This is a genomic window from Acinetobacter sp. 802_lipA, assembly GCF_058242885.1.
The window spans coordinates 2,764,877-2,779,532 of sequence record NZ_JBZAYP010000001.1; the positions used below are offsets into that span (position 1 = coordinate 2,764,877).

Consider the following 14,656-nt stretch of genomic DNA (forward strand, 5'->3'; position numbering starts at 1 on the left):
TATCAGCACTGAAAGCCGCCGTCTCCCCAACCGCCCAATTTGGAAGTTCAATGGGAAATTATTTTTTTCTACAAGTTTTTACCGTTATTTTTGCATTATCCATTGCAACGACTATTTTCAATAAACGTATTTTAGGTTTTCCCCAAGCCATTGGCGTCCCCATCGTTTCCGCCATTTTTGTCTTTATTTTACAGTGGGGCGCGAGCCTGTTGAGTGGTAATCAGTTTATCACCATCAATATTCATAACATTGAAGAAGCGGTTCGTCATATCGATTTTTATGATTTTTTAATCAATGGCGTGATTTGCTTCATTTTGACCTCGTCGGCACTGAAGTTCAAAGTCTCAGATTTACGTAGTTATTGGAAGCCGATCAGCATTTTAGCCAGTATTGCGTTGGTACTGTGCGCCGTGTTCTTTGGGGTGGTACTTTATGGTTATCAGTTCATCATTGGGCAGCATGTCGATTTATTGGTGCTTTTGCTGTTGGGGGCTGCATTGGGTGCAACGGACCCGATTGGGATCAAGGGCGTACTCAGTTCGGTACGTGCGCCACATCATTTAATGGTCAAGCTCGAAGGCGAATCACTGTTTAATGATGCCATGTGTATTGCCTTGTTTATGACGCTCTTAAACGTCTTACAAGGTGAAAACTTTACCGTCATGGGCGTGTTGCAGACCTTGCTCTATGAAATTTTTGTCGCCGTCATTATTGGTTGGGCCTTTGGTTTAGGGATCTTGCGACTACTGCGTGGTAAGCACGAAATGGAGTCTCTCATTTTAACCACAGCACTCTTGGCCTGCGGTTCGTACTTGGTTGCACTGTTTGCCCATGCTTCAGCACCGATTGCTTGCGTCATCGGTGGTTTGATTGTGGGGAACAAGTGGAAAGAAATTTTACAAGAGCGCGAGATACGGGAAGTAAACCATTTTTGGCATACGGTTGAAGGGATTATTAACTCGTTCTTATTCACCTTAATTGGTTTGGAACTGTTTATTTTAGATCTCAGCTTTAGTCTAATTTTTGGTGGCATCATCGCATTTATTATTCTGCATGCTTCACGTTTTGCAGCGAACTATTTATCTTTTGCCTTTTTTCCCTCTTTCCGTAAGAAAAGTTATAACGGAAGTTTGGCGATTTTGTCATGGGGGGGAGTGCGTGGAGGGATCTCCTTAGCATTGATCTTAGCGGTAGCTAACGTGCCTGAGTTAAGTGAATACAGCAGTATTTTGATTGGTTATACTTTTATCGCCGTGTTGCTTTCAGGCATGGTCTGCGGTCTAGGATTACCTGCTGTAATGAATGCGTTTTACTACAACCCGAATGAAGAAAAGACGGGTTTTAAAGGCTGGTATCAACGTCTGTGTAATAAAATGAACCGTAAAGGCTTCAAGTATATTATTGGTGAAGATGCGCAGGGCTATGAAACCATTATCGTCTATCAGCCTGAAGCATTGATTGATGTTAAAGCAGATGACGGCATTGCTGCGGTGCATAACCCTGAACGAGTTCAGGAAGTTAAACGTTTGGAAAGTCCTGATAATTTTTAGTGATTTGCTCAATCAATAAGCCCCTGTATTGGGGATTTTTAAAATGAATGAGCTGGTTTATTTGAGTCATATAACGATGTCATTATGGAATAATTAAAACAGGACACATTTGAAATGGCAGAATCGATAGTAAAAGAACTTGCACCGATGATTTTTCAGGTGATCGCTCAGATTCCTTATGGGCGAGTAGCCAGTTATGGACAAATTGCACGTTTAGCAGGCATTCCTAAACATTCGCGTTTAGTGGGCTATGTGCTGAAACATATGGATGCAGACAGTAGTTTGCCTTGGTATCGAGTAATCAACTCACAAGGAAAAATTAGCCTAAGTAAGCTGAATGATCAGGGACAGAACATTCAAGCACAGTTACTTCTGGCGGAAGGTATTTTAGTGGTTGCGGGAAAAGTGAAAATGAAAGAATTCCAGTGGAATATTTAAAATAGAAATGCTCTACCTCCGTGGAAGTAGAGCACTCGATGTATTACTGACGAACAACTAAAACAGGAATGTGCGCTTCACCTAAAACATTTTGTGCAACACTGCCTAGGAATAAACGTTTTAAACCTGTACGACCATGAGAGCCTATGACAATCAGGTCTGCTTTAGATGTTTCAGCTTCTCTGATAATTTCACGATGCACCACTTGACCTTCCAGTAATTTTGCTTCAACAGGAATGCCCAGATCGCTAAATTTAGCCGCTGCTTCCTCAAGTGTTTTCAAAACTGAAGTACGCGCACGTTCAATTAAGTCATTGGTTTGAGTTGCAGAAATATATTCAGCCGCGATATAAGGGTCAAGTGCAAGCACCTGAACGACTGTAATTTTACCGCCAAATGCTTTAGCAAGTTCAGCCGCTTGCGCAACTGCAGCATATGATGTTTCTGAACCGTCTACAGGGACTAAAATGTTTTGGTATGCCATGGTTGTTTCTCCTTATTATCAACTGATTATACGTACAGATTTCTGTTTTAATGTATCACGGGTTAAATACAGCTTATACCTTGATATTAGCTGTATTTTTTTAAGAATAAAACCTAGTGAATTCATATGGATATTTGCATATGAAATGCTAATTTCTCACTTCTAAATTAGCACGAAAGCGTGTGAATAATAATCAATTTAACACTAAAGTTGAATGTATATGTAGCGTTTCAGAAACATAGGCTTTGTTTAAAAAATAGCTTATATTTATGAATGGCTTACTACTTTATAAATACGATGACAGATACGAATCAACTGAATTGGCAACGAACAAATTTAGAGAATATAGAAACAGCTTGGGAAGGTGACCTTTGGGATCGTAAGCGTTTGGGTATTCAACTGACGAGTTATGTTGATCGTTTGCAGTGTGGAGCTGTACTCGCTTTAGATGCTCGTTGGGGTGAAGGAAAAACGTGGTTTGTAAGACATTGGCAAAAACATTTAGAAGATGATAATCATAATGTGATTTATCTCGATGCATTTGCAAATGATTATTTGGATGATCCTTTCTTAACAATTGCTTCAGAAATAAGTCAAGCATTTAAGGATTCAGATGAAATTAGCTCGGAAGATGTTAAAGAATTTAATTCAACAACGGCATCGGTATTAATTTCATTAGCCTCAATTTTGCCATTAATCGCAGCTAAAGCGGGACTACATTGGATTGGTCTTGGTGGTGCAGGAGAAGCGATTCAGGAGGTTTATAAAGAAGGTAAAGATTTTTATGATTCTGCCAGTGAGGAAATTACAGCTAAAGTAAAAGAGCAAATTGAAAAGAAGATTGAAAATCACCAAGTTGAAAAAGAAACAGTTCGTGATTTTAAAGATGAACTTGCAAAACTTGCAGAAAAACTAGAGAAGCCTTTGGTTTTTATTATAGATGAGTTAGATCGTTGTCGCCCTGATTTTGCAATTCGCTTGATTGAAAGGATTAAACATTTTTTTGATATTCCGAAGATTGTCTTTGTTTTAGTAATGAATAAACCGCAGTTATTACAATCGATAAAGACTTATTATGGATATGATCCTGTACTAAGTGGTGATTATTTAGAGAAGTTTGTAGATTTTACAGTTCATTTATCAACAAATAGAGATGAGTATGATTTTGAAAGGGTGATAAGAAATCAATTGTTTAGAGTTGGAGAGTTAGAGTCATTAGAACATACTAATGAATTTTTTGTTTGGGCATTAGGATTACAATTGGACAAAAAATTAAATAGTAGAGAGCTAACAAAAAAAATTAACAAATACGCATTGCTTAGAACTAGCGATGCCAGTAAAAATTTAGTTTTACTAAGTTTAATAATGGGGCAGGAGCCTTATGCTAACTATCATATTTATATCAATTCAGTTATCAAAAAAATAAATACTTATTTATGTCCTGATAAAGAAGATTTTATGAGGAAGCACAATTTGAGAGCATTTGGAAATAGAGGTATTGAAGGTATAAGCGAATCTGAATGGTTTCAATTAATTTTGAACTATAATCTGAATATTAAGGATACATTTATAAATCAGTTGCTTACAGGCTACGAGAAAGCTAAAAGTAGTACGGAGCCTGAATTTCATTTAAGTTCAATTTTAAGAAAAGTTTCTATTTACGAATTCGATCATTCCAATAATTTCATCAGTAATTGGCAATCTTATATAAGCAGGGGACTTTAGTTCATTAAGAATTAAAATAATCTAAAAGTTGATCAACATCATCCGTCTGTAACTGCTCACGCATCTTTAAAAACTGCTTTTCATCTAAGTCATAAAGTTTAAGGGCAAGCAGTTTTTGAATATCATCTTCTGGAAATCGGTATTTAATAATTTTTGCAGGTATACCACCTACAACCGCATAAGGTGGTACATTTTTAGTGACTACAGCGCCCGTTGCCACTACTGCACCTTCACCGAGTGTTACACCTTGCATAATCATGGCACGTGAACCAATCCAACAGCCATCGCCAATGATGGTATCACCTGCTGGAACAAAACTACGCGTATCAAAGGGAAAGGCCGAAATCCAGTCAGTACGATGTAGTTGGTTACCACCCATCATAATGACGCATTCTGCGCCAAAACAAACGAAGTTACCGATATAGAGCTGATCAATCGGTTTATCTACGGTCGAGGGCTTATCATGTAAATAACGCACAACACAACGTTCAAAACCTTGATCCCAATACGCTGAATAGTAAGAGTAATTCCCTTTAATGTGAATATTCGGATTCTTCACCGTTTTAGAGATGAACTCAAACTCACACCAGTGTTTGACAGGGGAATTGATCAAAGGTTTAGACATAGAATGATAATATTGCAGGGTGTAAAGAATTATAACAAATAAAAGTCTTGCTTAGAAAAAGAGAGAGGGAAATGGATTCCTTAAATTTATCTCATTCTTGTAATAAAATTTCCCACGTCCATAAAGAGAGGGCAAAGGAGAGGTATTTGGGAAAATATAAAAACAAAAAACCCCTCAATCGAGGGGTTTCTACAGCTGTAAATATCAAAGAAACTTAGATATATGCAACTTTCACAATTTCGTATTCAACTTCACCCTGAGGAGTTTGAATTTTTACTTCATCGCCTTCGCTTTTGCCCAAAAGGCCACGCGCGATAGGAGAGTTCACTGAAATTTTATTGATTTTAAAATCAGCTTCGTCATCACCCACGATCATATAGGTCTTTTGTTCTTCGGTATCTAAGTTTTCGATAGTGACTGTCACCCCAAAAACCACGCGACCGTTCTGTTCAAGTTCTTTTACATCGATAACTTGAGCCGCACCCAATTTACCTTCGATGTCTTGAACACGACCTTCACAGAAACCTTGTTGCTCACGTGCAGCATGGTATTCCGCATTTTCTTTTAAATCCCCGTGCTCACGTGCTTCAGCAATTGCCGCAATAATACGTGGACGTTCAATACTTTTTAATTGATGTAATTCTTTCTCTAAGGCTAATTTGCCTTGGGGAGTCATAGGATAACGTTGCATTGTTGTCCCTCAAGTCTGTGAGTGTAAAAAATATAGGTTTATAAATGAAAAAAGCCCGCCACCGAGAGGTGACGGGACTTCTCGGTAAACGAATTAACCTACAGTTTGTAAATCTTGCAAACGGTATACATCCATTGGCAATTGAATCGCAAAAGCTTGGCATACAGCATCAGCACCGTTCAAGGTCGTAGTGTTATACACTTTCGCTTGAAGCGCTGAACGACGAATCGAGAACGAATCTTGTTGAGCTTGTTTGCCTTCAGTTGTATTGATAATGAGGTGAACTTCGCCATTTTTCAAGCGGTCCACGATATTAGGACGGCCTTCAGTGACTTTATTTACACGTTCACACTCAATACCTGCAGCTTTAATGAACTCATAAGTACCGCCAGTCGCAAGTACTTTGAAGCCAAAGCCTACCAGTTGCTTCGCAATACCAACAGCACGAGGCTTGTCTGAATCACGCACAGAGATAAATGCATGCTTCACTTCGCCCTCTGTAGGAAGACCCGGTACGCGTTCATTTGAGCCTAACACAGCTTTGTAGAATGCTTCACCAAATGTTTTACCAACACCCATTACTTCGCCTGTAGATTTCATCTCAGGGCCAAGAATAGGGTCAACACCCGGGAACTTGTTGAACGGGAACACCGCTTCTTTTACAGAGAAGTGAGTCGGGATGATTTCTTTAGTAAATCCTTGAGATTCTAAAGACTGGCCCGCCATACAACGCGCAGCAACTTTCGCTAAAGACTCACCAATACATTTAGAAACGAATGGCACAGTACGAGATGCACGTGGGTTCACTTCTAGGATGTAAACGTCTTCGCCTTTCACAGCAAACTGTACGTTCATCAAACCAACAACGCCAAGTTCTTTCGCCATTGCAACAGTTTGACGGCGCATTTCATCTTGGATTTCAACTGATAGCGAGTATGGAGGAATCGAACATGCTGAGTCACCTGAGTGAATCCCTGCTTGTTCAATGTGCTGCATAATACCGCCAATCACAACGTCTTTACCGTCAGATACACAGTCTACGTCAACTTCGATCGCATCATCTAAGAAACGGTCAAGAAGAACTGGCGCTTCATTTGATGCTTGTACCGCATCACGTAAATAGCGCTTAAGTTCGTCGTCGTTGTATACGATTTCCATCGCACGACCACCGAGTACATAAGAAGGACGTACCACAAGTGGGTAGCCTACTTTAGATGCTTCAGCCATACCTTCTTCAGCAGATTTTACAATGCTGTTGTTTGGCTGGCGAAGTTGAAGACGTTGAATCATTTGTTGGAAACGTTCACGGTCTTCTGCACGGTCAATCGCATCTGGTGATGTACCGATAATTGGTGCACCTGCTTCTTCTAAAGCACGAGCCAATTTAAGCGGAGTCTGACCACCATACTGAACGATAATGCCTTTTGGCTTTTCAGTACGAACGATTTCAAGTACATCTTCCAAAGTGATTGGTTCGAAGTACAAGCGATCTGAAGTGTCGTAATCTGTTGAAACTGTTTCAGGGTTACAGTTCACCATGATGGTCTCAAAACCATCTTCACGCATTGCAAGCGCAGCGTGTACACAGCAGTAATCGAATTCGATACCTTGACCAATACGGTTAGGACCACCACCGATCACCATGATCTTATCTTTATCAGACGGGTTTGATTCACACTCATCATCGTAAGTTGAATACATGTATGCAGTGTCAGATTCGAATTCTGCTGCACACGTATCCACACGTTTGTAAACTGGAGTCACGCCCAAGTTCCAACGGTGCTTACGGAATTGCTTTTGTGAAATACCCATCAAGTTCGCGATGCGAAGGTCAGATAAACCTTTACGTTTGAACGAACGGATGTTGTCTGCGTTTAGATCACCAAAACCTAAAGTTTTGATTTCATTTTCAGTTTTGATGATGTCTTCGATTTGGATCAAGAACCATTTATCGATTTTTGTCGCTTGGAACACGTCTTCTAAAGTGAAACCATGACGGAATGCATCAGCTATATACCAAATACGCTCTGGACCCGGAACTTTAAGTTCAACCAAGATCTTTTCTTTGGCGCCTTCAGTACCTACAGCGATTTTTTCATCAAAACCACACGCACCCACTTCAAGACCACGAAGCGCTTTGTTTACAGACTCTTGGAAGTTACGACCAATCGCCATCACTTCACCCACAGACTTCATCTGTGTGGTCAGTGTTGCGTCTGCTTGTGGGAATTTTTCAAAGTTGAAACGTGGAATTTTTGTTACCACGTAGTCAATCGCAGGTTCGAACGAAGCAGGAGTCGTTCCGCCCGTGATGTCATTTTTTAATTCATCAAGGGTGTAACCAACTGCTAGTTTCGCTGCGATTTTTGCAATCGGGAAACCAGTTGCTTTTGATGCAAGGGCAGATGAACGCGATACACGCGGGTTCATCTCGATGATTACCATACGGCCAGTATCTGGACAGATACCGAACTGAACGTTAGAACCACCTGTCTCAACACCAATTTCACGAAGAACTGCTAAAGATGCATTACGCATCAATTGGTATTCTTTGTCTGTCAATGTTTGCGCAGGCGCAACAGTGATTGAGTCACCTGTGTGCACACCCATTGGGTCAAAGTTTTCGATCGCACAAACGATAATACAGTTGTCGTTTTTGTCACGAACAACTTCCATCTCGTATTCTTTCCAACCAATTAAAGATTCATCAATTAATAATTGTTTGGTTGGAGAAAGATCGAAACCGCGTTCACAGATTTCAAGGAATTCTTCTTTGTTATAAGCGATACCGCCACCTGAACCACCCATCGTGAATGACGGACGGATAATCACAGGGAAGCCGAAGCGTGCTTGAATCTCTAAAGCTTCTTCCATGTTTTCAGCAATCGCAGCTTTTGGACATTCAAGTCCAATTTTACGCATTGCTTCATCAAACAGTTTACGGTCTTCAGCTTTTTCAATCGCTTCTTTAGTCGCACCGATCAATTCAACATTGTATTTTTCTAAAATACCGTTGGCATCCAGTGCAAGCGCACAGTTCAATGCTGTTTGACCACCCATTGTTGGAAGGACAGCATCTGGACGCTCTTTTTCAATGATTTGTGCAACAGTCTGCCAAGTGATTGGCTCGATATATGTTGCGTCTGCCATCGCAGGGTCGGTCATAATGGTTGCTGGGTTAGAGTTCACCAAAATAACACGGTAGCCTTCTTCACGAAGAGCTTTACACGCTTGCGCACCTGAGTAGTCAAACTCACATGCCTGTCCGATGACAATCGGACCTGCACCAATAATTAAGATACTTTTAATGTCTGTACGTTTAGCCATGATCGCTTCCTTAATTACTTCTTAGATGCTTCGATAAGTTCGATGAAATGATCGAACAATGGTGCGCAGTCATGCGGACCAGGGCTTGCTTCAGGGTGACCTTGGAAGCTGAACGCTGGTTTGTCTGTACGATGAATCCCTTGAAGAGTTTGATCGAACAAAGACTTGTGCGTAGCTTTCAAGTTTGCAGGAAGTGTTTCTGCATCCACTGCGAAGCCGTGGTTTTGAGAAGTAATCATCACTGTGCCTGTTTCCATGTTTTTAACAGGGTGGTTAGCACCGTGGTGACCATGCGGCATTTTCACTGTTTTTGCACCTGAGGCAAGTGCAAGAATTTGGTGACCCAAGCAAATACCAAAGACGGGTAGGTTGCGAGCGTCTTCTACAATTGTTTTTACAGCTTCAATTGCGTAGTCACATGCAGCTGGATCGCCAGGGCCGTTCGATAAGAACACGCCATCCGGATTCAATGCAAGCACGTCAGCAGCAGGAGTTTGTGCAGGCACGACAGTGAGTTTACAACCGCGGTCTGCAAGCATACGTAAGATGTTGGTTTTGACACCGTAGTCGTATGCAACAACATGGAATTTAAGTTCAGGTTGTGTGAAGCCTTTGCCTAATACCCAAGAACCTTCTGTCCATTCGAAACCAGTTGGGTCACAGCATTCTTTAGCTAGGTCTAAACCATTTAAACCACCAAATGCGCGTGCTTTTTCTAAAGCCTGCTCTTCAGTAATATTTTCACCAGCAAGGATGCAACCATTTTGCGCACCTTTGTCACGCAAAATACGGGTTAATTTACGCGTATCAATATCTGCAATTGCGACAACATTATGTTCTTTTAAGTATTCGCCTAAAGATTGCGTTGATCGGAAGTTGCTATGCAATAAAGGTAGGTCACGAATAATTAATCCGTTGGCCCATACTTTGTGAATTCGACCTGACTCAGCGTCTTCATCATTACAACCTGTGTTACCGATATGAGGGTAAGTTAAAGTCACAAGTTGCTGTGCATAACTCGGGTCAGTCAAAATTTCTTGATAGCCAGTCATGGCAGTGTTGAAAACGACTTCACCAGTCGTACTACCCGATGCACCAATAGACGTTCCTTTAAAGATCGTACCATCGGCAAGGGCTAAAATTGCTGGGGTGCTCAAACCAAAGCTCCTGAAATTTAGGCTGTAAAAAAGCGAGTAGACGAAAAAAAAGGAAGGCTATCTAAAAACCTACCCTCCCTATGTCTGCTCGCTTGAACTTAACATGGCACTATACGCAACTTCACTAACAAAGTCCATGCCAATAAGATGGAATTAGCAAGATAAAGTGCTTTTATTTTGTAGCAGGAGCTGTTTCTAAGTTTTGCAAAGAAAAATATAACAACAAATAATTGTCTAACAAATCAAAATCTAAATTTTATCGAATCACGCTAAGCTGTCGCTGTGTATATAACAACAGGAATAACATCATGACTGAACAAGACAAAGTGACCAAACCAAAGCCAGCGTTGAAAGAAGTCGTTGCAGGAAGCACTGAAAAGCTTGAGCAAGTGGCGAAAGAAGCAACAGAGCAGGTCACTGAAGCGGTAGTTGAAAGCAAAGAAAAGCTTGAAGCTGAAGCGAAGCAGTTAAATGCCAGTGTGCAAGAGCAACTCCGCCAGTTTAAACAAGATCTTTTACTGCGCTTAGAAACCAGTAAAGGGCAGTTATCGAACTCTCAAAAAGACTTAACTGAACTAAAAGAGTTTGTTAAAACTGAGTTTACTGCTGTTTTAGATGACTTGACCAAACTAGGTAAAGAGTTAAAAGGTGATGTCAGCGAAATTTCAGTAAAACATAAAGATCAGTTGACTGAAACGTTTAAACGTTCAAAAGAACACACCTTAGATGTGTGGAATAAAGTTTCAAACAAATAATCTCGCTGTACGAGGCTCAAGATTAAGTGCATAAAAAAGTGAGGTCATAGCCTCACTTTTTTACTGATCTGGTTTATTTGTCTGGATTAAAACTGATGCAACCAATCACGTTTATTGTGAAAGTCAGCTTGTTGGCCACTATGCTGCATGGCATAGAGCTGTTGACCTTGTGAGGTATTCAACACAGCGGATAGACCTAGATATAGGTCAGCCCATTTCAGTTTGTGTTGCAGCATAAATTCAGTCAGATCAATGCTGACATTTAAACCATAGTGGGTACGCTTCAATTGATTGAGTTCAATATCGTAAGCGATCTGTGGCGGCATATCTTCAGGATAACGATATTCCTCAAACTGATAGGCCTGCCAAGCTTGCGAAGGGGAGAGATTGATCTCGCGATAATAATCTTCGCCTTTTACCCCGATAAAGACTTCAAAACAGGTGTTTTCCCATAAAAAGTCTTGACGAGGATTTGCATTCACGACTTCGGGCCAGTGCATGTACAAATTGGGATCGCGTAACCAAAAACCGATATTGAGAGCATATGGGCTTTGTTGTTCAATCGCACCAACAAGCGAAATTGCTTGAAAGCGACGATCAAATGCACTGAGTTCGTAACTTGCCATAAAAAACTACAATTATTTTGCTGCGTGAGCGAAACGAACTAAATTAGACAATTTGGCATTTTGTTTCGCCGCTTTTTTGTAAAGCAACGCAATTTTACCAATGGTCTGTACAATTTCTGCACCTGTAGTTGAGGCAATTTCTGCAATGATTGCAGCGCGCTCTTCACGGTCTTCACCCGCGATTTTGACTTTAATCAATTCGTGGTCATTTAAAGCACGTAAAATTTCTTCAACGACATTTTCAGTCAGACCTGAACCGCCAAGCATTACCACAGGGTTTAAAGCATGACCGATTTGACGCAAACGCTTGCGTTCCTGAATGGATAAAGTCGCCATAAAGATAACCTAATTTTAAAAACGGCTTAGTATAACAAACTGCGAAATTAAACGCTTTATATTCTGTGGAAATAATCGATTTAGATAATAGAAAAAAACAACTAAAACCCAAGATTTGGATACAGATGTATACTGCAAGCCTAGAGAATTTAACGTACAATTAAGTTTAAGAAATTTTAATGTTTTAGAGAGATATGGCAACACGCATTACCAACCAAAAGTTATCCAAAAGTAGCCGTGCGTGGATGAGAGAGCACCTTGATGATCATTTTGTGAAAAAAGCGCAAAAAGAAGGTTATCGAGCACGTGCAGCTTATAAGTTACTTGAAATTCAAGAAAAATATAACATCATTCGTCCTGGCATGACCGTGGTTGACTTGGGTGCTGCACCTGGAAGTTGGTCACAAATTGCAGGAAAGCTGGTCGGTGATCGAGGATTGGTGGTTGCATCTGACATTTTGGAAATGGATGCACTTCCAGATGTAACCTTCTTGCAAGGTGACTTCCGTGAGCAAGAAGTATTCGATAAATTGTTAAATATTTTAGATGGACGTAAAGTAGACGTTGTAATTTCAGATATGGCCCCCAATACTTCAGGTAACAAGGCTGTAGATCAACCTCGCCAGATTTACCTCTGTGAATTGGCCATCGATTTTGCTACGAAAGTGCTCGGTCCAAATGGTCAATTTGTTGTAAAGGTATTCCAAGGTACAGGCTTTGACGAGTTTCGTAAGCAAGTAGTCGACAACTTTGATGTGTTAAAGACAGTAAAACCTGCTGCATCACGTGCCCGATCTAAGGAAGTATTCTTAGTTGGGCAAGGCCGTAAGAAGGCTTTCAAATAAAGTTTACTTGCCAAGTCGTTAAAAATTGTGCATTTTGTACCTTTTTATTATTTTGCGAAGCTGATCTTCAGCAGAAACTTTAAGGTCACCCGATAGGGCATGATCAAATTAGATTGATATGGGAATAAAGCTTTGAGCGATCTCTTCAAGAATGCCATATTGTGGCTAGTGATACTGGGCGTACTGATCCTTATTTTCAGTAATGTCAGTAGCAATGAAAAGCCGACAGCGATGAATTATTCAGAGTTTGTTGCTGCGGTGAATGCTGGTCAAATTAAGCAAGTGACAATTGATGGCGAACGAATTCATGGCCAAAAATCAAACGGTTCAGAGTTTGAAAGTATTCGTCCTGCGGTTCAAGACCCAGAGCTTATGCCTAATCTGATTAAAAATAACGTTGTCGTTGAAGGTACTGCACCTGCACGTCAAGGTTTATTGATGCAACTTTTGATCGCAAGCTTCCCTGTACTTTTAATCATTTTGTTATTCATGTTCTTTATGCGCAACATGGGTGGCGGAGCAGGTGGTAAAAACGGTCCAATGAGTTTTGGTAAGTCAAAAGCAAAAATGTTGGCAGAAGACCAAATTAAAGTGACTTTTACCGACGTTGCTGGCTGTGATGAAGCAAAGCAAGAAGTTGTGGAAATTGTTGATTTCTTAAAAGATCCTTCAAAATTTAAACGCTTAGGTGCAACGATTCCTAAAGGCGTGTTAATGGTGGGTCCACCGGGTACAGGTAAAACTTTACTTGCAAAAGCAATTGCAGGCGAAGCGAAAGTACCATTCTTTAGTATTTCTGGTTCTGACTTTGTTGAAATGTTCGTGGGTGTGGGTGCGTCTCGTGTCCGTGACATGTTTGAACAAGCGAAACGTCATGCGCCGTGTATCATCTTTATTGATGAGATTGATGCTGTGGGTCGTCATCGTGGTTCAGGTACGGGTGGTGGTCACGATGAGCGTGAGCAAACCTTGAACCAAATGTTGGTCGAAATGGATGGCTTTGAAGGCAATGAAGGTATTATCGTCATTGCTGCGACAAACCGTGCCGATGTACTGGATAAAGCTTTACTCCGTCCAGGTCGTTTTGACCGCCAAGTAATGGTTGGCCTGCCAGACATTAAAGGTCGTGAGCAAATCTTAAATGTTCACATGAAGAAATTGCCTTCAGTGACTGGTGTCGATGTACAGGTGCTTGCACGTGGTACGCCGGGCTTCTCAGGTGCACAATTGGCGAACCTTGTGAACGAAGCTGCATTATTTGCTGCACGTCGTAACAAGAACACTGTCGATATGCATGATTTTGAAGATGCAAAAGACAAGTTGTACATGGGCCCTGAACGTAAGTCGATGGTGATTCGTGAAGAAGAACGTCGTGCAACCGCGTACCATGAAGCTGGTCATGCGATTGTGGCTGAAATTCTACCGGGTACAGACCCTGTACATAAAGTGACTATTATGCCGCGTGGTTGGGCGCTGGGTGTAACTTGGCAGTTGCCTGAACATGACCAAACCAGCCACTATAAAGACAAAATGTTGAATGAACTTTCAATTTTGTTTGGTGGTCGTATTGCTGAAGAAATCTTTATCAACCAAATGTCGACAGGTGCTTCAAACGACTTTGAACGTGCGACTAAAATGGCACGTGCGATGGTGACCAAGTACGGTATGTCTGACAAACTTGGTGTAATGGTGTATGAAGATGATTCTCAGCAATCATTCATGGGCAGCATTGGTAGTCGTACGATTTCTGAAGCAACACAGCAACAAGTAGATGCTGAAGTTCGTCGTATCATTGATGAGCAATACCGTGTTGCACGTGATATCTTGGAAAATAACAAAGATATCGCGCATGCGATGGTAAAAGCTTTGATGGAATGGGAAACGATTGATCGCGAGCAAATTCGTGACATTATGGAAGGTCGTGAGCCACAACCACCAAAAGTATATGTTGCAGAAAATCCTGTGATTGATGTAACTCCAACGGATGGTCCAAGCACACCACCACCATTACCATCTGCAACTTAATTTTTAAAAGTTAAAATAAAAAACCACCTTCGGGTGGTTTTTTATTGCGCAGATTTTCCACTGCCGATGAAG

13 protein-coding genes are annotated in these 14,656 nt (G+C 40.9%); 6 read left to right on the forward strand and 7 right to left on the reverse strand.

All coding sequences use genetic code 11. The features are described 5' to 3' along the window. Positions 1–50: 50 nt before the first annotated feature. Positions 51–1,550, forward strand: a complete 1,500-nt coding sequence (locus AC4CU3_RS13705) for a cation:proton antiporter (RefSeq protein ID WP_078388592.1) — start codon at positions 51–53, stop codon at positions 1,548–1,550. Positions 1,551–1,664: 114 nt separating this feature from the next. Then, positions 1,665–1,988, forward strand: a complete 324-nt coding sequence (locus tag AC4CU3_RS13710; protein ID WP_279043672.1) for an MGMT family protein — start codon at positions 1,665–1,667, stop codon at positions 1,986–1,988. 43 nt (positions 1,989–2,031) lie between these two features. On the opposite strand, the gene AC4CU3_RS13715 is transcribed toward AC4CU3_RS13710, so the two are convergent. Further along, the gene (locus AC4CU3_RS13715) at positions 2,032–2,472 is read right to left on the reverse strand and encodes a universal stress protein (protein ID WP_078425322.1); all 441 of its coding nucleotides are present in this window, start codon (positions 2,470–2,472) and stop codon (positions 2,032–2,034) included. A 297-nt stretch (positions 2,473–2,769) separates the two neighbouring features. Between AC4CU3_RS13715 and AC4CU3_RS13720 the strand changes: the two genes are divergently transcribed. Beyond that, positions 2,770–4,197 carry a P-loop NTPase fold protein gene (locus AC4CU3_RS13720; RefSeq protein ID WP_279043671.1) on the forward strand — a complete coding sequence of 476 codons (1,428 nt, stop codon included), beginning with the start codon at positions 2,770–2,772 and terminating at the stop codon, positions 4,195–4,197. A 4-nt stretch (positions 4,198–4,201) separates the two neighbouring features. Here AC4CU3_RS13720 and AC4CU3_RS13725 read toward each other — a convergent pair whose 3' ends face one another. From AC4CU3_RS13725 to carA, 4 genes are all read right to left on the reverse strand, one after another. Next, the gene (locus AC4CU3_RS13725) at positions 4,202–4,822 is read right to left on the reverse strand and encodes a CatB-related O-acetyltransferase (protein WP_279043670.1); all 621 of its coding nucleotides are present in this window, start codon (positions 4,820–4,822) and stop codon (positions 4,202–4,204) included. A 214-nt stretch (positions 4,823–5,036) separates the two neighbouring features. After that, positions 5,037–5,513 carry a transcription elongation factor GreA gene (greA, locus tag AC4CU3_RS13730; RefSeq protein WP_004695598.1) on the reverse strand — a complete coding sequence of 159 codons (477 nt, stop codon included), beginning with the start codon at positions 5,511–5,513 and terminating at the stop codon, positions 5,037–5,039. A gap of 93 nt (positions 5,514–5,606) precedes the next feature. Further along, on the reverse strand, positions 5,607–8,840 hold the full coding sequence (gene carB / locus AC4CU3_RS13735) for a carbamoyl-phosphate synthase large subunit (RefSeq protein WP_279043669.1): 3,234 nt from the start codon (positions 8,838–8,840) through the stop codon (positions 5,607–5,609). Positions 8,841–8,854: 14 nt separating this feature from the next. Continuing rightward, on the reverse strand, positions 8,855–9,997 hold the full coding sequence (gene carA / locus AC4CU3_RS13740; RefSeq protein ID WP_279043668.1) for a glutamine-hydrolyzing carbamoyl-phosphate synthase small subunit: 1,143 nt from the start codon (positions 9,995–9,997) through the stop codon (positions 8,855–8,857). A 308-nt stretch (positions 9,998–10,305) separates the two neighbouring features. Here carA and AC4CU3_RS13745 point away from each other — a divergent pair, with 308 nt between their 5' ends. Next, positions 10,306–10,752: a hypothetical protein gene (locus AC4CU3_RS13745; protein WP_490738324.1), complete on the forward strand. Its 447-nt coding sequence runs from the start codon at positions 10,306–10,308 to the stop codon at positions 10,750–10,752. A gap of 86 nt (positions 10,753–10,838) precedes the next feature. Here AC4CU3_RS13745 and AC4CU3_RS13750 read toward each other — a convergent pair whose 3' ends face one another. Beyond that, positions 10,839–11,378 (reverse strand): DOMON-like domain-containing protein, encoded by a 540-nt coding sequence (locus tag AC4CU3_RS13750; RefSeq protein ID WP_279043666.1) that lies wholly within the window; start codon positions 11,376–11,378, stop codon positions 10,839–10,841. 12 nt (positions 11,379–11,390) lie between these two features. Further along, a complete protein-coding gene (gene yhbY / locus AC4CU3_RS13755; RefSeq protein ID WP_004982701.1) occupies positions 11,391–11,714 on the reverse strand; it encodes a ribosome assembly RNA-binding protein YhbY in 324 nt (107 codons plus the stop codon). Positions 11,715–11,908: 194 nt separating this feature from the next. Here yhbY and rlmE point away from each other — a divergent pair, with 194 nt between their 5' ends. Beyond that, positions 11,909–12,559, forward strand: a complete 651-nt coding sequence (rlmE, locus tag AC4CU3_RS13760; protein ID WP_004695608.1) for a 23S rRNA (uridine(2552)-2'-O)-methyltransferase RlmE — start codon at positions 11,909–11,911, stop codon at positions 12,557–12,559. Between the two features lie 132 nt (positions 12,560–12,691). Further along, on the forward strand, positions 12,692–14,584 hold the full coding sequence (ftsH, locus tag AC4CU3_RS13765) for an ATP-dependent zinc metalloprotease FtsH (protein ID WP_087526318.1): 1,893 nt from the start codon (positions 12,692–12,694) through the stop codon (positions 14,582–14,584). Positions 14,585–14,656 lie beyond the last annotated feature (72 nt).